General features: G+C 55.4%; 18 protein-coding genes. 9 read left to right on the top strand and 9 right to left on the bottom strand.

Annotated features, from left to right (window positions below; all coding sequences use genetic code 11):
* The first annotated feature begins 107 nt into the window (after positions 1-107).
* On the top strand, positions 108-1,175 hold the full coding sequence (locus P2W74_RS15800; RefSeq protein ID WP_276292361.1) for a FecCD family ABC transporter permease: 1,068 nt from the start codon (positions 108-110) through the stop codon (positions 1,173-1,175).
* Complete coding sequence (locus P2W74_RS15795) at positions 1,172-1,948, top strand: ABC transporter ATP-binding protein (protein ID WP_276292360.1); 777 nt, start codon at positions 1,172-1,174, stop codon at positions 1,946-1,948. The genes P2W74_RS15800 and P2W74_RS15795 overlap by 4 nt, the downstream gene beginning before the upstream one ends.
* A 45-nt stretch (positions 1,949-1,993) precedes the next feature.
* Here the strand turns inward: P2W74_RS15795 and gpmA are convergent, their stop codons facing one another.
* The 7 genes from gpmA to modE form a co-directional block, all read right to left on the bottom strand.
* On the bottom strand, positions 1,994-2,746 hold the full coding sequence (gene gpmA, locus P2W74_RS15790) for a 2,3-diphosphoglycerate-dependent phosphoglycerate mutase (RefSeq protein ID WP_276292359.1): 753 nt from the start codon (positions 2,744-2,746) through the stop codon (positions 1,994-1,996).
* Between the two features lie 205 nt (positions 2,747-2,951).
* Complete coding sequence (gene galM / locus P2W74_RS15785; RefSeq protein ID WP_276292358.1) at positions 2,952-3,992, bottom strand: galactose-1-epimerase; 1,041 nt, start codon at positions 3,990-3,992, stop codon at positions 2,952-2,954.
* Complete coding sequence (gene galK / locus P2W74_RS15780; protein ID WP_276292357.1) at positions 3,986-5,134, bottom strand: galactokinase; 1,149 nt, start codon at positions 5,132-5,134, stop codon at positions 3,986-3,988. Before galK ends, galM begins: the two co-directional genes overlap by 7 nt.
* A 3-nt stretch (positions 5,135-5,137) precedes the next feature.
* The gene (gene galT / locus P2W74_RS15775; RefSeq protein ID WP_276292356.1) at positions 5,138-6,184 is read right to left on the bottom strand and encodes a galactose-1-phosphate uridylyltransferase; all 1,047 of its coding nucleotides are present in this window, start codon (positions 6,182-6,184) and stop codon (positions 5,138-5,140) included.
* A gap of 9 nt (positions 6,185-6,193) precedes the next feature.
* Complete coding sequence (gene galE / locus P2W74_RS15770; RefSeq protein ID WP_276292355.1) at positions 6,194-7,210, bottom strand: UDP-glucose 4-epimerase GalE; 1,017 nt, start codon at positions 7,208-7,210, stop codon at positions 6,194-6,196.
* A 205-nt stretch (positions 7,211-7,415) separates the two neighbouring features.
* The gene (gene modF / locus P2W74_RS15765; protein WP_276292354.1) at positions 7,416-8,888 is read right to left on the bottom strand and encodes a molybdate ABC transporter ATP-binding protein ModF; all 1,473 of its coding nucleotides are present in this window, start codon (positions 8,886-8,888) and stop codon (positions 7,416-7,418) included.
* Between the two features lie 67 nt (positions 8,889-8,955).
* Entirely contained in the window at positions 8,956-9,744 is a 789-nt protein-coding gene (modE, locus tag P2W74_RS15760; protein WP_276292353.1) for a molybdenum-dependent transcriptional regulator, read from the bottom strand.
* Between the two features lie 128 nt (positions 9,745-9,872).
* Between modE and P2W74_RS15755 the strand changes: the two genes are divergently transcribed.
* The 4 genes from P2W74_RS15755 (at position 9,873) to modC (ending at position 12,712) form a co-directional block, all read left to right on the top strand.
* A complete protein-coding gene (locus tag P2W74_RS15755) occupies positions 9,873-10,022 on the top strand; it encodes an AcrZ family multidrug efflux pump-associated protein (RefSeq protein WP_203358432.1) in 150 nt (49 codons plus the stop codon).
* Between the two features lie 166 nt (positions 10,023-10,188).
* Positions 10,189-10,962, top strand: a complete 774-nt coding sequence (gene modA / locus P2W74_RS15750; protein ID WP_276292352.1) for a molybdate ABC transporter substrate-binding protein — start codon at positions 10,189-10,191, stop codon at positions 10,960-10,962.
* Positions 10,962-11,651 (top strand): molybdate ABC transporter permease subunit, encoded by a 690-nt coding sequence (gene modB, locus P2W74_RS15745; protein WP_192611625.1) that lies wholly within the window; start codon positions 10,962-10,964, stop codon positions 11,649-11,651. Before modA ends, modB begins: the two co-directional genes overlap by 1 nt.
* Before the next feature lie 2 nt (positions 11,652-11,653).
* Positions 11,654-12,712 (top strand): molybdenum ABC transporter ATP-binding protein ModC, encoded by a 1,059-nt coding sequence (gene modC / locus P2W74_RS15740; protein ID WP_276292351.1) that lies wholly within the window; start codon positions 11,654-11,656, stop codon positions 12,710-12,712.
* Here modC and P2W74_RS15735 read toward each other — a convergent pair whose 3' ends face one another.
* Entirely contained in the window at positions 12,713-13,531 is an 819-nt protein-coding gene (locus tag P2W74_RS15735; protein WP_276292350.1) for a pyridoxal phosphatase, read from the bottom strand.
* 162 nt (positions 13,532-13,693) lie between these two features.
* On the opposite strand from P2W74_RS15735, the gene pgl reads away from it, so the two are divergent.
* Positions 13,694-14,689, top strand: a complete 996-nt coding sequence (gene pgl, locus P2W74_RS15730) for a 6-phosphogluconolactonase (protein WP_276292349.1) — start codon at positions 13,694-13,696, stop codon at positions 14,687-14,689.
* 87 nt (positions 14,690-14,776) lie between these two features.
* On the opposite strand, the gene P2W74_RS15725 is transcribed toward pgl, so the two are convergent.
* Positions 14,777-16,060 carry a putative acyl-CoA thioester hydrolase gene (locus P2W74_RS15725; RefSeq protein ID WP_276292348.1) on the bottom strand — a complete coding sequence of 428 codons (1,284 nt, stop codon included), beginning with the start codon at positions 16,058-16,060 and terminating at the stop codon, positions 14,777-14,779.
* 229 nt (positions 16,061-16,289) lie between these two features.
* Between P2W74_RS15725 and hutI the strand changes: the two genes are divergently transcribed.
* Together hutI and hutG are read left to right on the top strand one after the other, a co-directional pair.
* Positions 16,290-17,513 carry an imidazolonepropionase gene (gene hutI, locus P2W74_RS15720; protein ID WP_276292347.1) on the top strand — a complete coding sequence of 408 codons (1,224 nt, stop codon included), beginning with the start codon at positions 16,290-16,292 and terminating at the stop codon, positions 17,511-17,513.
* On the top strand, positions 17,510-18,451 hold the full coding sequence (hutG, locus tag P2W74_RS15715) for a formimidoylglutamase (protein WP_276292346.1): 942 nt from the start codon (positions 17,510-17,512) through the stop codon (positions 18,449-18,451). The genes hutI and hutG overlap by 4 nt, the downstream gene beginning before the upstream one ends.
* Positions 18,452-18,461 lie beyond the last annotated feature (10 nt).

The following is an 18,461-nucleotide window of genomic DNA, read 5'->3' as shown; positions in this document are numbered from 1 at the left end:
GGAATATAAAAAAATATATAACGATAGGTAAGTACGGTATAATCACGCTTCCGGCCCCGTAAGAAAAAGATCTACCCGCAGAATGAAACGCATCGTGATGAAGTACCATGTCGCTCTCCGTTAATGTGACCTCCCCGAACGCCATTACGCGCCTCTACCGACAGGTTGTGCGTCAACGCTTACTGTTGGCGCTGGCGATTGTTCTGACGATCCTTGCTTCGTTGGTGCTCGATTCCACCCTTGGCGCGTCGGGTTTACCGCTCAGTGAACTCTGGGAAACATTGCTGCATCCTGCCCGCGCGAATGCCGGGGCCCGCGTGATTGTCTGGGATATTCGCTTGCCGTATGCGCTGATGGCGCTACTGATCGGCATGGCGCTTGGGCTGGCGGGTGCCGAAATGCAAACCATTTTGAACAACCCGCTGGCGAGCCCTTTTACACTCGGGGTTTCGTCTGCTGCAGCGTTTGGCGCGGCGCTGGCGATTGTGCTGGGCATCGGGATACCGGGCATTCCCGCAGCCTGGTTTATCCCCGCCAATGCCTTTGCGTTTGCCTTGCTTTCCGCGCTGTTACTGGATGGCATCACCCGCTGGACGCGAGTTGCGACGTCGGGCGTTGTGCTGTTCGGTATTGCCCTGGTGTTTACCTTCAATGCGCTGGTTTCAATGCTGCAGTTTGTGGCGGATGAAGATACGTTGCAGGGACTGGTCTTCTGGACGATGGGCAGCCTGACCCGCGCCTCATGGGAAAAGCTTGGCGTGCTGGCGGTGGTTTTCGTCGTTGTCTCGTGCTGGTCAATGCGCAGTGCCTGGCAACTGACGGCATTGCGGCTGGGAGAAGAGAGGGCGATGAGCTTCGGAATTGACGTTCGGCGTTTACGTCTGGCCGCGTTATTGCGCATTAGTCTGCTCTCCGCGCTTTCGGTCGCGTTTGTTGGGCCGATTGGTTTTATCGGTCTGGTGGCACCGCATATTGCGCGAATGCTGTTCGGGGAAGATCACCGTTTTTATCTGCCCGGCAGCGTGCTGACAGGAGGGCTTGTGCTTTCTCTGGCGTCGGTCGCCTCCAAAAATATGGTGCCTGGCGTGATCATTCCGGTGGGGATTGTGACTTCGCTGGTGGGCGTACCGTTTTTTCTGAGCATCATTCTTCGTCGCCGGGGAGGCGCGCTATGAACGGGCTGACGCTTCGGGGGCTGAATGCCGGTTATCCGAAGCGCCCCGTGATTGGCGATCTGAGCATTCCTGAACTGCCGCGCGGCAAAATTACGGTGCTACTGGGGCCTAACGGCTGTGGAAAGTCGACATTGTTACGCGCTCTGGCTGGCTTAACGAAAGCCCGCGGGGAAGTGCTTCTGGGTGATGAAAATCTGATGTCGCTGCCGTTTGCCCAGCGCGCGAAGAAGGTGGTGTTTTTACCTCAGTCATTGCCGCAGGGCGTGCATTTGCAGGTGCTGGAGTCTGTGGTGGTCGCACAACGCGCAGCGGGCGGGAATGACGCTTCGCAGGATCAGTCGCAGGTACTGGTACTACTTGAACATTTGGGCATTTCGCACCTCGCGCTGCATTATCTTGATCAGCTCTCCGGCGGTCAGCGGCAATTGGTCGGACTGGCGCAGTCACTGATCCGCCGTCCTGAGCTTCTGCTACTGGATGAGCCACTCAGCGCACTGGATCTGAATTATCAGTTGCACGTTATGGAACGGATTGTTCAGGAGACGCGATCGCGTCAGCTGGTGACGCTGGTGGTGGTGCACGATATGAATATGGCATTACGCTATGGCGAACATATTGTGATGCTCAAAGACGGTAAGCTGGTGGCGAGCGGCGCGCCGCAAGCGGTGATTACCGCAGAACGTCTGGCGCAGGTGTACAACGTGCGTGGTCGCGTGGAACGGTGCTCGCAGGGGAGGGCGCAGGTGATACTGGATGGGGTTATCGGGGTATAAGCACCGGATAGCCAATAGATGACAAATGGCTACCCGGCAAATGGATTACTTCGCTTTGCCCTGATTCGCAACGGCCGCCGCTTTTGCTGCGATCTCGTCAGCATTACCCAGGTAGTAACGTTTGATTGGCTTGAAGTTTTCGTCGAACTCATACACCAGCGGTACGCCGGTCGGGATATTCAGTTCAAGAATTTCATCTTCACCCATCTTATCCAGGTATTTCACCAGCGCGCGCAGGGAGTTACCGTGAGCGGCGATAATGACGCGCTCACCGCTTTTGATGCGCGGCAGAATGGATTCGTTCCAGTAAGGGATGACACGATCAATGGTCAGCGCCAGGCTTTCGGTGACCGGCAGCTCTTTGTCGGTCAATGTGGCATAACGCGGATCGTGGCCCGGGAAGCGTTCATCGTCTTTGGTCAGCTCTGGCGGTGTTACCGCAAAGCCACGACGCCACTGTTTCACCTGCTCATCGCCGTATTTCTCTGCGGTTTCAGCTTTGTTCAGACCCTGCAGCGCACCGTAGTGACGCTCGTTCAGTTTCCAGGATTTCTCTACCGGCAGCCAGGCCTGATCCAGTTCGTCGAGTACGTTCCACAGGGTGTGGATGGCACGTTTCAGCACAGAGGTATAAGCAAAATCAAAGCTATAGCCTTCATCTTTCAGCAGTTTACCTGCTGCTTTTGCTTCGCCCACGCCTTTCTCAGACAGATCAACATCGTACCAGCCGGTGAAGCGGTTTTCGTTGTTCCACTGACTTTCACCATGACGTACCAGAACCAGCTTAGTTACAGCCATATGCTTACTCCTCAATCTTCATTTAATGATAATAATTCTCATTATATTGCCGTGATGCCTCAGCGGCAATCCTTACGCATAACCATAGCGAAAATAGTGACGCAGTGTAAGGTTCTTGTGAACTCATGGTTGCGATTTTGTCTTCAGATGATGGGGATTTGAGCAGGATGGAGATAAAACCGCCCTCCTTTCGGAGGGCGCTTAATCAGGCGGGGATAAACTGATATTCCGTCAGGCTCACATACTCCTCGCCCGGGCGAAGAATACAGTCTGGCTGCGGCCATTCAGGATGGTTTGGACTGTCCGGCAGGAATTCACTTTCCAGCGCCAGACCTTGCCAGTCGGCATAGGCGTCTGGTCCACGGGAAGGCGTGCCGCCGAGGTAGTTACCGGAATAAAATTGCAGCGCTGGCGCACAGGTGTACACCTTCATCTGCAACTTTTCATCCTGTGACCACAGATGCGCGCAGGGGGTACGGGCATCGCCCCTGGCCTGCAACAAAAATGCGTGGTCATATCCCTTCACTTTGCGTTGATCGTCATCAGCCAGAAACGCACTGGCGATCGTTTTCGCATGGCGGAAATCGAATGAGGTGCCGACGACGGATTTCAGTCCTTCGCGTGGGATACCCCCTTCATCAACCGGCAGATAATCATCAGCCAGAATCTGTAGCTTATGATTGCGGACATCCGTCGCGTCGCCGTCCAGGTTGAAATAAACGTGGTTGGTCAGATTAACCGGGCAGGGCTTATCCACAGCAGCGCGATAGGTGATCGAAATACGATTGTCCTCGGTCAGGCGATATTGCGCGGTGGCGCACAGACGCCCCGGGAAGCCCTGGTCGCCATCCTCAGACGTCAACGCAAACAACACCTGACAATCGTTCTGGTTGACCACCTGCCAGCGACGTTTATCAAAACCGTCAGGTCCGCCATGCAGCTGGTTCTCGCCCTGACTTGGCAGCAAACTGACCGTTTCACCCGCGTAGCTGTAGCGGCTATCGGCGATGCGGTTAGCATAACGACCGACCGATGCGCCGAGAAATGCCGATTGTTCGGGATACTGTTCTGGGCTGGTGCAGCCCAGTAAGGCTTCGCGAACACTCCCGTCGCTCAGGGGGATCCGGGCGGAAAGAAGCGTGGCTCCCCAGTCCATCAGCGTGACCACCATCCCTGCGCTGTTGCGCAGAGTCAGCAGGCGAAACGGCTGACCATCGGGTGCCAGCGCTGGGGTTTCATTTAGCACTGTCCGGCTCCTTGTGAAGGTTTGCAGACGTAGAAGGTTTCCTTGATACCGGTTTTTGCTTCGTACTGCTCAGCAACGGCGTGCTGTACGGCAGGTACCAACGCTTCCGGGATCAGCGCGACAATGCAACCGCCGAAGCCGCCGCCGGTCATACGTACGCCGCCATTTTCGCCGATGGTCGCTTTGACGATCTCAACCAGTGTATCGATCTGCGGCACGGTGATTTCAAAATCATCACGCATGGAGGCGTGAGATTCTGCCATCAGCTCACCCATCCGTTTCAGGTCACCGTTTTCCAGCGCGTTTGCTGCTTCAACGGTGCGCGCGTTTTCGGTCAGGACGTGACGAACGCGTTTTGCCACCACCGGATCCAGCTCACTGGCTACGGCGTTGAAGGCGTCAAGGCTGACATCGCGCAGAGCAGGCTGTTGGAAGAAGCGTGCGCCCGTTTCGCACTGTTCGCGGCGAGTGTTGTATTCACTGCCCACCAGCGTACGTTTAAAGTTGCTGTTAATAATAACGATCGCCACGCCTTTTGGCATCGATACCGCTTTGGTGCCCAGTGAACGGCAGTCGATAAGCAAGGCATGGTCTTTCTTGCCCAGCGCGGAGATCAGTTGATCCATGATGCCGCAGTTGCAGCCAACAAATTGATTTTCTGCTTCCTGACCGTTGAGCGCGATTTGCGCGCCATCCAGCGGCAGATGATAAAGCTGCTGGAACACGGTGCCCACGGCCACTTCCAGCGCGGCGGAAGAGCTTAACCCCGCGCCCTGCGGCACGTTACCGCTAATGACCAAATCAGCGCCGCCGAAACCCGCGTGACGTTTTTGCAGGTGTTTTACCACGCCGCGTACGTAGTTTGACCATTGCTGGCTGTCGTGGGTGACGATGGGGGCGTCGAGGGAAAACTCGTCGATCTGATTGTCATAATCGACGGCAATGACGCGGACTTTACGATCGTCGCGCGTCGCACAGCTAATCACCGTCTGATAGTCGATAGCACAGGGCAGCACGAAACCGTCGTTGTAATCGGTATGTTCGCCGATCAGGTTGACGCGACCTGGCGCCTGAATCGTATGGGTGGCAGGGTAGCCAAAAATTTCTGCAAACAGAGATTGTGTGTTCTCTTTCAGACTCATTTTTTAAACTCCGGATTCGCGAAAATGGATGTCGCTGACCGCACGCAGGCGTTCTGCCGCTTGTTCTGCCGTCAGATCACGCTGGGTTTCCGCCAGCATTTCGTAACCGACCATAAATTTACGCACGGTCGCGGAGCGCAGCAGCGGCGGATAAAAGTGTGCGTGCAGTTGCCAGTGTTCGTTCTCTTCGCCGTTAAATGGCGCGCCGTGCCAGCCCATTGAGTAGGGGAATGAGCACTGGAACAGGTTGTCATAACGACTGGTCAGTTTTTTCAACGCCAGCGCCAAATCGGCGCGCTGGTCATCGGTCAGATCGGTCATGCGTAATACATGCGCTTTTGGCAACAGCAAGGTTTCAAACGGCCAGGCTGCCCAGTAGGGGACGACCGCTAACCAGTGCTCGGTTTCCACGACGGTGCGGCTACCATCGGCCAGTTCACGCTGAACGTAATCCACCAACATTGGGGAACCCTGTTCAGCGAAGTAGGCCTTTTGCAAACGATCTTCACGTTCGGCTTCATTGGGCAGGAAGCTGTTCGCCCAGATCTGGCCGTGTGGATGCGGGTTAGAACAGCCCATTGCCGCACCTTTGTTCTCGAAAACCTGCACCCACGGATACGTTTTCCCTAGATCGGCCGTTTGTTCCTGCCAGGTTTTAACGATTTCCGTCAGTGCCGGAACGCTCAATTCGGGTAAGGTTTTGCTGTGATCCGGAGAAAAACAGATCACCCGACTGGTGCCGCGCGCGCTCTGGCAACGCATCAGTGGATCGTGGCTCTCCGGCGCGTCCGGCGTGTCGGACATTAAGGCGGCAAAGTCGTTGGTAAAAACGTAGGTCCCGGTGTAGTCGGGGTTTTTATCACCGGTCACACGGGTGTTGCCTGCGCACAGGAAACAGTCCGGATCGTGAGCAGGCAGGACGTCGTTAGACGGCGTTTCCTGCGCCCCTTGCCAGGGGCGTTTCGCACGATGCGGCGACACCAGAATCCATTGCCCGGTGAGCGGGTTAAAGCGGCGATGTGGATGATCGACAGGGTTAAATTGCGTCATGATTGTTCCTTAATCCGGATATCCCTGCGGATGGCGTGACTGCCAGTGCCAGGTATCTTGCGCCATTTCGTCAAGCGTACGGGTGACGCGCCAGTTCAGTTCGCGGTCTGCTTTGCTGGCATCAGCCCAGTAGGCGGGAAGATCGCCTTCGCGACGTGGGGCAAAATGGTAGTTCACCGGTTTGCCGCAGGCTTTGCTGAAGGCGTTGACGACGTCCAGCACGCTGCTGCCGACACCTGCGCCAAGGTTATAAATGTGTACGCCTTGTTTACCGGCCAGTTTTTCCATTGCGGCGACGTGCCCGTCGGCGAGATCCATCACGTGGATGTAGTCGCGCACGCCGGTGCCGTCTTCGGTCGGGTAGTCGTTGCCAAAGATAGCGAGAGAGTCGCGACGACCTACTGCCACCTGGGCTATGTAAGGCATCAGGTTATTCGGAATGCCCTGCGGGTCTTCGCCCATATCGCCTGACGGATGCGCGCCGACCGGGTTGAAGTAACGCAACAGCGCGATGCTCCAGTCCGGTTGTGCTTTCTGCAGATCGGTGAGGATCTGTTCGACCATCAGTTTGCTTTTGCCATATGGGCTTTGCGGCGTACCGGTCGGTAAGCTTTCGACATAAGGAATTTTCGGCTGGTCGCCGTAAACGGTGGCGGAGGAGCTGAAGATGAAGTTTTTGACGCCGGCAGCGCGCATGGCGCCGATCAGACGCAGGGTGCCGTTAACATTGTTGTCATAATATTCCAGCGGTTTAGCGACGGATTCGCCAACGGCTTTCAGACCAGCAAAGTGAATCACGGTATCAATCGCGTGATCGTGCAGGATTTCGGTCATCAGCGCTTCGTTGCGGATATCGCCTTCAACGAAAGTCGGATGCTTTTCGCCTAAACGTTCAATAACGGGCAGTACACTGCGCTTACTGTTGCAGAGGTTATCAAGGATGATGACGTCGTGACCGTTTTTCAGTAACTGTACGCAAGTATGGCTTCCTATGTAACCGCTACCACCTGTAACCAAAACTCTCATAATTCGCTCCGTTAAGCCTATGGTATGGAATAAACATAGCATAACAAAGTTGCGAAAAGTGTGACACGGAATAAATTAGTGGAATCGTTTACACTTCGGTATCTTTATGTTTTCAATCAATGACATCATTGTAAATCATAGGATTAAGGAACGGCTGCGGTGTTTATCCGAAAAAAGGGCGCATTGACGCGCCCACGGATGAAAATCAATGCAGTGCTGTCTGCCGGTAGCGATACCCGTCGCCATCCGACACAAACTCCAGACGATGGGTGATGCAGTCTGGCGCGTCTTCGGCGTGGTGAGAGACAAACAGCAGTTGGGTTTCTCCGTCACCAATCAGCACATCGACAAAGCGGCGGACAAGCTGACGATTCAACGGGTCCAGCCCCTGCAGTGGCTCATCGAGGATCAGCAGCGTGGGGTGTTTCACCAGCGCACGTACAATCAGCGCCAGCCGCTGTTGTCCCCAGGAGAGGCTATGGAACGGCGCGTCGGCGGTGCGCTTATCCATTCCAAGAATATCCAGCCACTGCTGCACCAGCTTGCGCTGCCTGTCCGAGACAGCCTGATAGATGCCTATAGAATCAAAAAAACCTGACAGGATCACATTACGTAGCGTGGTACTGACACGGTAGTCAAGGTGCAGACTGCTGCTGACATAACCAATGTGTTTTTTGATATCCCACAGGGTTTCACCACTGCCGCGACGACGGCCAAACAGCGTCAGATCGTTGCTGTAGCCCTGGGGATGATCGCCGGTGACCAGGCTGAGCAGCGTCGATTTCCCTGCGCCGTTAGGACCAACAATTTGCCAGTGCTCACCCGGATTTACCTGCCAGCTCAGGCGGTTGAGGATAGGGCGATCGTTGTAGGAAACGACGCCGTCTTTCAGCACAATCCGCGCCTCTGTCTCCGGCAGGGTGTGGCGTGCAGAGGGGACATCGGGCTCCGGTAATTGCATACCAGCCAGTTGCTCGCTGTGGGCGAGTTGGGCGATCAGCGCCTGTTGTAACAGAGCGGATTTTTCGCCGGTTTCTGTCAGCGTGCAGTCTGCGAGGACGCCAGCAAATTGCACAAAGTCAGGGATCTCATCGAAACGGTTTAAGACCAGCACGAGCGTGTAGCCCGATTGATGCAGGGTGTCGAGAAGGTCCGCTAACTGGCGGCGGGAAGCCACATCAAGCCCGTCAAACGGCTCGTCGAGGATCAGCAAATCGGGTTCAGACATCAGCGCCTGGCAGAGCAGGGTTTTGCGCGTTTCGCCGGTGGAGAGGTATTTAAAACGTCGGGTGAGTAACCCGGAGATGCCAAACTGCGCGGCGAGCGCCGCGCAACGGGAGGGGTTTTTGACCTCTTCCTGGATAATTTCCGCCGTTGTGCGCCCGGTATCCTCTTCGCCAGGGCTGAGTAGATCGGTGTTGTTCCGCTGCCATTCATCGCTGACCAGTTGCTGCAACTGTTCAAATGAGAGGCGAGTCCTGCGCGTAAACCCGCACTGGCGTTCGCCTTTTAATAAGGGAAGTTCACCCGCCAGTGCTCGCGCCAGCGCGGATTTTCCACTGCCGTTGGCGCCCACAAACGCCCAGCTATCACCCGCATTCAACGTAAACGTGTTCAGTTGAAGCGTTTTGGTATCGCTCAGACGAAACGTGCCTTGCGAAATATGCAACGATGACATTTTATATCCCATTTTTTGCAGCGATGAACCACAGGGATACGTCTTTCGTGAAACAATGTCAATGTGCTTAGCACAACGTAGCGATAATCACGTTGTCCGCGTTAAACCAGGCCGTCACGTTAGCGCCTTGTTCCAGTCTGGCCGCTTCTTCAATCGGCAGTGTCGCGCATAAAGTCTGACCATCCGGAAGCGTCATCAGCACTTCACACTGTTCGACGCCGCGTTCGATATGGCTGATGGTGCCCTGAAGCTGATTGTCGGCTGCCTGTGCGGTGGCATCGTCCTGGGTAATACCCACCCAGGGGGCTTTCAGAAGGATCAGCACTTCTTTACCTTCATTCAGGCCCAGACGTTCGCCGCTTTGCGCGGTGATCGCCACTTTCAGTCGCGTTTCGCCGTCCGCTAACAGGACGTCGACGTGCTGCTGTACCTGATCGTGATCGCGAGAGGTGATCGTGCCAAACCACTGGTTGCGGGCGCTGGTTTGCAGCGAAAAACGGGAGATTGCCGCCAGCAGACTATTGAGCGGTAAAGCATCGTCGTCGCTCAGCACATCGAAGGCTTTTTGCTGAATCTGCGCCAGCAAATCGTAAAGCTGGATCAGTCGTTGACCATAGCGCGTCAACACCGCGCCACCGCCGCCTTTCCCGCCCGTTGCGCGCTCTACGAGCGTCTGCTCGCTGAGTAGGTTCATCTCGTTAATTGCATCCCAGGCGCTTTTGTAACTGATGCCCGCATCTTTCGCTCCCTGACTAATGGAGCCGGAAAGCGCAATGTGCTTAAGCAGAGAAATGCGTCGTGGGTCCGCAAACAATTTTTGCTGAAGTTTCAGGGTGAGAAGGATTTCGGCTTGCATAACAAGATCCTGGCAAAAGGACTATTGTGACGGAAAACGGCGGGCGCGCAAAGCCGATAGCACAAAAGGGGAGTGCTTTTCTCGTTTATAAGGTTAGAATAACTGAAGGATTATATCTGGAGTTGACCATGTTAGAGTTATTGAAAAGTCTGGTATTCGCCGTAATCATGGTACCTGTAGTCATGGCCGTCATCCTCGGAATGATCTACGGCCTGGGAGAAGTGTTCAACATTTTCTCCGGTATCGGTAAAAAAGACCAGCCCAGACAGAACCATTAATTCCCCAAACGCCCGCTCAGTCGGGCGTTTTTGTTTTCTCAAGATCCTGCTTTCCCTGCCGATATTTTCTTTGTGTCATCTCTCATGGGCGTGAATAACCGCTGGGCAAATGTTGGTAATATCGTTATATTTGTGACTACATAACGATATTCAAAAGGAGTTACAGATGGCTCGTACATGGTTACGCCTGTTTGCCGGGGCAACATTAACTTTAACCGTTGCTGGTCAAACGCTGGCGGATGAAGGGAAAATCATCGTCTTTGCGGCGGCGTCACTGACCAACGCGATGCAGGATATTGCCGCACAGTACAAAAAAGAGAAGAACGTTGACGTCGTCTCTTCTTTTGCGTCTTCTTCAACGCTGGCACGCCAGATTGAGGCGGGCGCGCCTGCCGATCTGTTTATCTCTGCCGATCAGAAATGGATGGATTACGCCGTAGATAAAAAAGCGATAGATACCGGTTCGCGTCAAACGCTGCTGGGTAACAGCCTGGTGGTTGTCGCGCCGCAAGCAAGCGAGCAGAAAGCATTCACCATCGACAGCAAAACCCCCTGGACGCAACTGCTGAACGGCGGACGTCTGGCCGTTGGCGACCCCGAGCACGTTCCTGCTGGCATCTACGCTAAAGAGGCGCTGCAAAAACTGGGCGCATGGGATACTCTGGCGGCGAAACTGGCACCGGCTGAAGATGTTCGCGGCGCGCTGGCGTTAGTGGAACGTAACGAAGCGCCGCTGGGGATTGTTTACGGCTCTGATGCTGTTGCCAGTAAAGGTGTGAAGGTAGTGAGTACCTTCCCGGAAGATTCACATAAAAAAGTAGAATATCCGGTAGCGATTGTCGATGGACACAAAAACGCCACGGTCAGCGCGTTCTATGACTACCTGAAAGGACCGCAGGCTTCTGACATTTTTAAACGTTATGGATTTACGACGAAGTAATGATACTGACCGATCCAGAATGGCAGGCTGTCTTACTGAGCCTGAAAGTCTCTTCCCTGGCCGTGCTGTTTAGCCTGCCGTTTGGGATCTTTTTTGCCTGGTTACTTGTCCGGTGCACGTTTCCAGGCAAAGCCCTGCTCGATAGCGTACTGCATCTTCCGTTGGTGTTACCGCCCGTGGTGGTGGGGTATCTCCTGCTGGTTGCGATGGGGCGACGCGGATTTATCGGCCAGTGGCTGTATGATGTGTTCGGCATCACTTTTGCATTTAGCTGGCGCGGCGCGGTGCTGGCGGCCGCCGTCATGTCCTTCCCGTTGATGGTGCGGGCCATTCGCCTGGCGCTGGAGGGGGTAGATGTCAAACTGGAACAGGCCGCCCGTACGCTCGGCGCAGGCCGTTGGCGCGTGTTTCTGACCATTACGTTACCGCTCACTCTGCCGGGTATCATTGTTGGTACGGTGCTGGCGTTTGCCCGTTCGCTCGGCGAGTTTGGTGCAACCATTACCTTTGTTTCCAATATCCCCGGTGAAACGCGCACCATTCCGTCCGCGATGTATACCCTGATCCAGACGCCCGGAGGGGAAAGCGCGGCGGCGAGACTGTGTCTGATTTCCATCGTGCTGGCGCTGATTTCCCTGTTGGTTTCGGAATGGCTGGCTCGTATTAGCCGTGAACGGACGGGGAGATAACGATGCTGGAACTCAACTTCTCCCAGACATTAGGCACACATTGCCTGACGCTCAACGAAACGTTGCCTGCCAGCGGGATCACCGCGATTTTTGGTGTTTCCGGCGCCGGGAAAACGTCGCTCATTAATGCCATCAGTGGTCTGACGCGCCCGCAAACCGGGCGCATTGTGCTCAACGGTCGGGTGCTGAACGATGTCGAAAACGGCATTTGTTTAACCCCGGAAAAACGGCGCGTGGGGTATGTTTTTCAGGATGCTCGCCTGTTCCCGCATTATAAAGTGCGCGGCAATCTTCGTTACGGTATGGCGAAAAGCATGGCCGGGCAGTTTGATAAACTGGTGGCCTTGTTAGGTATTGAACCGCTGCTGGACCGTTTGCCGGGAAGTCTCTCCGGCGGCGAGAAGCAACGCGTGGCCATCGGGCGGGCGTTGCTGACGGCGCCAGAACTGCTGTTGCTGGATGAACCGCTGGCCTCGCTGGATATTCCGCGTAAGCGCGAGCTGCTGCCTTATCTGCAACGCCTGGCGCGTGAAATCCATATTCCCATGCTGTATGTCAGCCACTCCCTTGATGAGATCTTGCACCTGGCGGATAAAGTCATGGTGCTGGAAAACGGTCAGGTGAAAGCCTTTGGCGCGCTGGAGGAGGTATGGGGAAGCAATGTCATGCATCCGTGGCTGCCGCAGGAGCAGCAGAGCAGTATTCTGAAAGTCAGCGTGCTGGAACACCATCCGCATTATGCGATGACGGCGCTGGCCCTCGGGGATCAGCATCTGTGGGTGAGCAAGCTTGATGAGCCGCTGCAAACCGCGATGCGCATTCGCATTCAGGCCTCGGATGTGTCACTGGTGCTGCAACCGCCGCAGCAAACCAGTATCCGTAATATTTTGCGGGCAAAAGTGGCGCAGTGTTATGACGACAAAGGACAGGTTGAAGTACAACTGGAGATTGGGGGCAAGACCCTGTGGGCGAGGATCAGCCCGTGGGCCAGGGATGAGTTAGGTATCAAACCTGGCCTGTGGCTGTATGCGCAAATCAAGAGCGTGTCAATTACCGCCTGATTACAGCAGATGAGAATAGATAAACGCCGCAATGCTGTCGGTGGTGTTGTCGCCGATGACAACATTGGCCCGTTCTTTCACCGCGTCCTCGGCATTGCCCATAGCGACGCCGGTGCCAGCGGCTTCCAGCATGCTGATATCGTTAAAGTTATCGCCGAATGCAATCACGTCTTGCATTGAGCCTCCCTGGGCCTCAACCCACTGCGTCAGGCGTTTCCCTTTGCTGTTCCCTTTACGTGCAATATCGACCTGATCGTGCCACGACCATTCGCACTCCAGACCCAGAGTCTGTCCGACGTGCTGACCAAACTGTTGCAACTTAGGGATATCTTCGTCAGTCAGGGCGAACTTCCAGACGGCATTCACCTCATGTGCAGCCTGTGCCAGCGAAGGCACCTGAGTAAACGTCGGGCGTTGCTCCGGCGGCAGGGCTTGCGCCCAGTTAGTGGTACGCACCACGTGCCCGGTAGGGCGCTCATAGAGCATGGCATCATCAACGTACATCAGCCCGTGGATCTGGTGCTCATCAAGCATATCGATTAACTGCAGCGCCTGATCCACTGGCATTGGATCCGATTCCAGTACACTTTTTGCATGATAATCATACAAATAGGTGCCGTTACAGCAAATTGCAGGTGTATCCAGCGCCAGTGCCTGATAAAAAGGGTGAATCGCAACGTGATGGCGACCGGTGACAATGATAAGTTGATACCCGGCTTCTCTGGCGCGCGAAAGTGCCTCAAGAGAGGAGGGGAGCAAGGTCTTTTTCGGGGTCAGCAAGGTACCGTCTAAATCCAGAGCAATCACGCGAGCGGTCATAGATATTTCCAGGTTAAGGTTGAGAGTTTTGTCTGAGAGAATGGTACACCGAGAAGAGAGTCGGGCAAAATTCTGAGCGTTAATTCAGAATTCATCGTTAAAAGCGACTACGTTAAGCTGTATCCGGTTATTGCAGCCAGTTGCCAAAGCAAAGGAGCATTCATGAAGCAAACAGTTTATACCGCCAGCCCTGAAAGCCAGCAAATTCACGTCTGGAGCCTGAATCATGAAGGCGTGTTGACGCTTGTGCAGGTGGTTGACGTACCCGGCCAGGTTCAGCCGATGGTGGTCAGTCCGGATAAGCGTTATCTCTACGTTGGCGTGCGTCCGGAGTTTCGCGTACTGGCGTATCGCATTGCGCCAGACGACGGTTCACTGACGTTTGCAGCACAGTCCGCATTGCCGGGCAGTCCGACGCATATTTCCACCGATCGCCAGGGCCGCTTTGTCTTTGTTGGATCTTACAATGCCGGAAACGTCAGCGTGACGCGTCTGGAAGATGGGCTGCCTGTTGAGGTAGTGGATGTCGTTGAAGGGCTCGAGGGATGCCACTCTGCGAATATCTCGCCGGATAATCGTACCTTGTGGGTTCCGGCGCTCAAACAGGATCGCATTTGCCTGTTTACGCTCAGCGACGACGGCAAGCTGGTAGCGCAGGAACCGGCGGAAGTGACGACGGTTGAAGGCGCAGGCCCGCGCCATATGGCATTCCACCCGAACCAGCAATACGCCTACTGCGTGAATGAGCTGAACAGTTCCGTGGATGTCTGGGAACTCAAAGATCCTCATGGCAACGTGGAGTGTGTACAAACGCTGGATATGATGCCTGCTGATTTCTCCGACACACGCTGGGCGGCAGACATTCACATTACGCCGGATGGCCGTCATCTGTATGCCTGCGATCGTACTGCCAGTCTGATCACGGTGTTCAGCGTTTCTGAGGATGGTAGCGTGCTGACCAAAGAAGGCTTCCAGCCGACGGAAACCCAGCCGCGTGGCTTCAATGTTGATCATCAGGGGAAATATCTGATCGCCGCCGGGCAAAAGTCACATCATATTGCGGTGTATGACATTGTCGGAGAGCAGGGGCTGCTAAGCGAAAAAGCGCGCTATGCGGTGGGTCAGGGGCCAATGTGGGTGGTGGTTAACGCGTACTAATTCTGTTGGGTAGGCCGGATACGGCGTTTCGGCCATTATCCGGTATATTGCCCGGTAGCGTATGCGCTTACCGGGCAATGACTGCGATTACTGCTTCGGCTCAGCAACCACTTTGCTGCCTAACCCGCGGTTGTTGTACTCCCACAGGCGGTTGAAGTTGGTGTCGTTCAGGTTGCGCTGAACTTCACCCTTATCATCCATTGTGCCGGTATTGCCTGTAAACGGGCGCTTAAAAATCGCGGTATCGGCCCACGGTTTAGCCATATTAAAGCCTTCATTGATCACGCTATCGCGGATCACCACCTGACCGTTGGTGTTGGTATCGACATCCAGCGAGCGGCCCAGTTGCGCGACATTGTCGCCACTTGCCGTGAAACGGCTGTTGGTGGCAAGGAAGCCGTAGAAGACGTTGGACAGCGTTGCCGGGGCAAATACGTAGGCTTCTTTTTGGGTACGGGAGTTCACAACGCGGAAGTCCGTGTTGTCAAACACCACGGCACCACGACCAGAAACAATATCCACGTCTCCTTCAAGGTAGCTGTTGGTTACCAGCGTGCGCGGCTGACGATCGTTTTGCAGACGGTTTTGCACACTGCTGTTGGTCACCAGGAAGGTGTTCTGACGACCGAGAAGGTTCACATTGTTGATCTGAACTTTGTCGCCGTCGGTGCGCAGGGCAACGGCTGGGTGGTGACCGTCGTCTACGCTGTCACCGAGATTGTTTTCGATAGTCAGGTTCTGCAATTGCAGGCCGTTATTCTGTGACCAGAAAGCCGCTGAACACATGACGCCAATGTTCGCGTTACGTTGGCTCTGGCAGCTGTCAAACATATACCACGCGGGTTTACCCGGCATATATTTACCGCCTGGGTTTACCGTACGACGCCAGTCAGCAATGCTCATATCGCCGTCAATGGCATATCCAATTTTCACATCAATCGGCTTCTCGCCCATACCGTACAGCGTCAGGCTGCCAGGTGCGGCCGGAATGTACACGGTACCCTGATATTCGCCTGGCATGATCGCGATAAACTGACGCTTATCGGTACGTTTGGTAATTGCAGCATCTACCGCAGCCTGAATCGTCGTATGCGTGACGCCCTGCGTGCCTGCCGGGCCGACCACAAAGTCAGGCTGTGCTGGCAGAGAAATAGAAGAAGGTGACCACGGTGCCGTATTCGGCGTCAGTGAAGCGAAATAATGAGCAGCAACAAAGTTCTGTGCTTCATTCGCCGACAGGATCGGACGCGAGGATGTTCCAGGCGCAGTCTGATCGGAAGGGATTTGATCGGGCGGCGTAGAGCTACAGGCGGTCAGCGTCACGCCAAAAGCCAGTGCCAGCGCCAGACGGGAAACCGATAATGTGTTCACGGGTTGCTCCGGGCTTTGAAAGTTAAATTAATTTCGTTGAAGCCTGCTTTTTTATACTAAGTTGAGCGAAACGGGAAGGCGAAAAGGCAAAAAGTTCATATTAGGAAGCTGATGCCCCGTGGATTGGGCAGACACGTCACAAATAAGCAACATTTATCGTCCCCCCGGTTGACAATAGCGCTGGAATAAAAATAAATGTCTATACAATCTATGACAAGTGGTGGATGGAATGCGGCAACTTTTACCTGATGACGTTATCTGGCGTAATGTCCGGCTGGCGACCATGGATCCCGAACGCAACACGCCGTATGGCATGGTAGAGGGTCATGCGCTGGTGGTGCGTCAGGGCAACATACTGGACATTGTCCCCGAGTCATCATTAGACGCGGTACAGGGCAAGACGTTTGATATGCAGGGTCGTCTGGTCACGCCGGGATTGGTAGACTGCCATACGCACCTGATCTTTGGCGGCAACCGCGCCGCAGAATGGGAACAGCGGCTGAACGGGGTTTCGTATCAACAGATTAGCGCGCAGGGCGGCGGTATTAATTCGACCGTGGCGGCGACGCGAAAAGCCTCCGCTGACGATCTGCTTGCCATCGCACGGGCCAGAATGGCGCGTCTTGTGAAAGAAGGCGTCACGCTGCTGGAGATAAAGTCTGGCTACGGTCTGGATTTACCCACAGAAGAGAAGATGCTGCAGGTTATCGCGGCGCTGGCGTCTGAGAACACCGTGGAAATTAGCCCGACGTTACTGGCGGCGCACGCCACGCCAGCGGAATATCGCGACGATCCTGATGGTTACATTACGCAGGTGTGCGAGTCGATGCTTCCTCTGTTATGGGAAAAGGGGCTGTTTGAGACCGTGGATCTGTTCTGTGAAAGCGTCGGTTTTAACCTGGCGCAAAGCGAGCGTGTTTTTCAGGCCGCGCAGGCGCTAGGGATCCCGGTTAGGGGCCACGTTGAGCAACTCTCTTTGCTGGGCGGCGCGCAGTTGGTCAGCCGCTATCACGGTCTGTCTGCCGATCATATCGAATATCTGGACGAAGCGGGCGTGGCGGCGATGCGCCAAAGCGGTACCGTTGGCGTCCTGCTGCCGGGGGCGTTTTATTTTCTCAAAGAGACGCAGCGTCCGCCGGTTGAACTGCTGCGCCGCTACCAGGTGCCGATGGCCGTCGCCACCGATTTTAACCCGGGCACCAGCCCGTTCATTAGTCTGCATCTGGCGATGAACATGGCCTGCGTTCAGTTTGGTTTAACGCCGGAAGAGGCATGGGCAGGCGTCACACGCCATGCTGCGCGCGCGCTTGGGCGACAGGCAACGCATGGGCAGCTCAAAGCGGGCTATGTGGCTGATTTTGTGGTCTGGGATGCGGCGCTTCCGGTTGAAATCCTGTACGAGCCGGGCCGTAACCCGCTGTATCAACGCGTTTTCAGAGGGCAGATAAAATGACGCAATGGCAACCGACTCCTCGTTCTTTGTGGCAGGGGCGTGACGACCGCGCTGAAGCCGCCAATGCGCTTCGCCTGTTCCAGACAATCACGCTCAGCCCGACATTCTCCCCATCCTCATACCCGCAGAACATCGCGTTACTGGGGTTTGCCTGCGATGAAGGCGTAAAGCGTAATCAGGGGCGTCCTGGTGCGGCGGGCGCACCGGATGCGCTGCGAAAAGCGCTGGCGAATCTGGCGGCGCATCAGGGGCATGACCGGCTGGTGGATTTAGGTAATATCATCGCGCAGGCCCCCGATCTGGAAGCGGCACAACACGCCTTGCGTGACGCCGTACGACAGTGTCAGCAGGCCAATATGCGTACCCTGGTGTTAGGCGGTGGGCATGAAACCGCATTTGGTCATGGGGCTGGCGTTCTGGATGCGTTCCCGGATGCGCGCATTGGGATCCTCAATCTGGATGCGCATCTGGATCTTCGCCAGGCGGAAAGGGCAACGTCCGGCACGCCGTTTCGGCAACTGGCCCAGCTCTGCGAGGCGCAGGAGCGCGGGTTTCATTATGCCTGCTTTGGCGTGAGTCGGGCGGCAAATACCGCTGCCCTGTGGGATGAAGCGCAACGGCGTAAGGTGATGGTCGTTGAGGATCTGGACTGCGGCGACGCACAATCACAGCTGTCGCAGTTTATCGCCAGCGTGGACAAAATCTATCTGACTATCGATCTCGACGTGCTTCCGGTCTGGGAAATGCCTGCGGTTTCCGCCCCCGCCGCACTGGGGGTGCCGCTGGCCACTGTGATGCGTCTGGTGGAACCTGTTTGTCGAAGCGGTAAACTCCAGGCGGTGGATATGGTTGAATTTAACCCCCGCTTTGACGATGATGGCAAAGCAGCGCGAGTTGCGGCGCGGCTTGGCTGGCAAATCGCGCACTGGTGGCACTAACACCAGACCC

The organism is Citrobacter enshiensis, assembly GCF_029338175.1.
In the GTDB taxonomy this organism is placed as follows: Bacteria; Pseudomonadota; Gammaproteobacteria; order Enterobacterales; family Enterobacteriaceae; genus Citrobacter_D; species Citrobacter_D enshiensis.
This window is presented reverse-complemented; position numbering and strand designations above follow the sequence as displayed.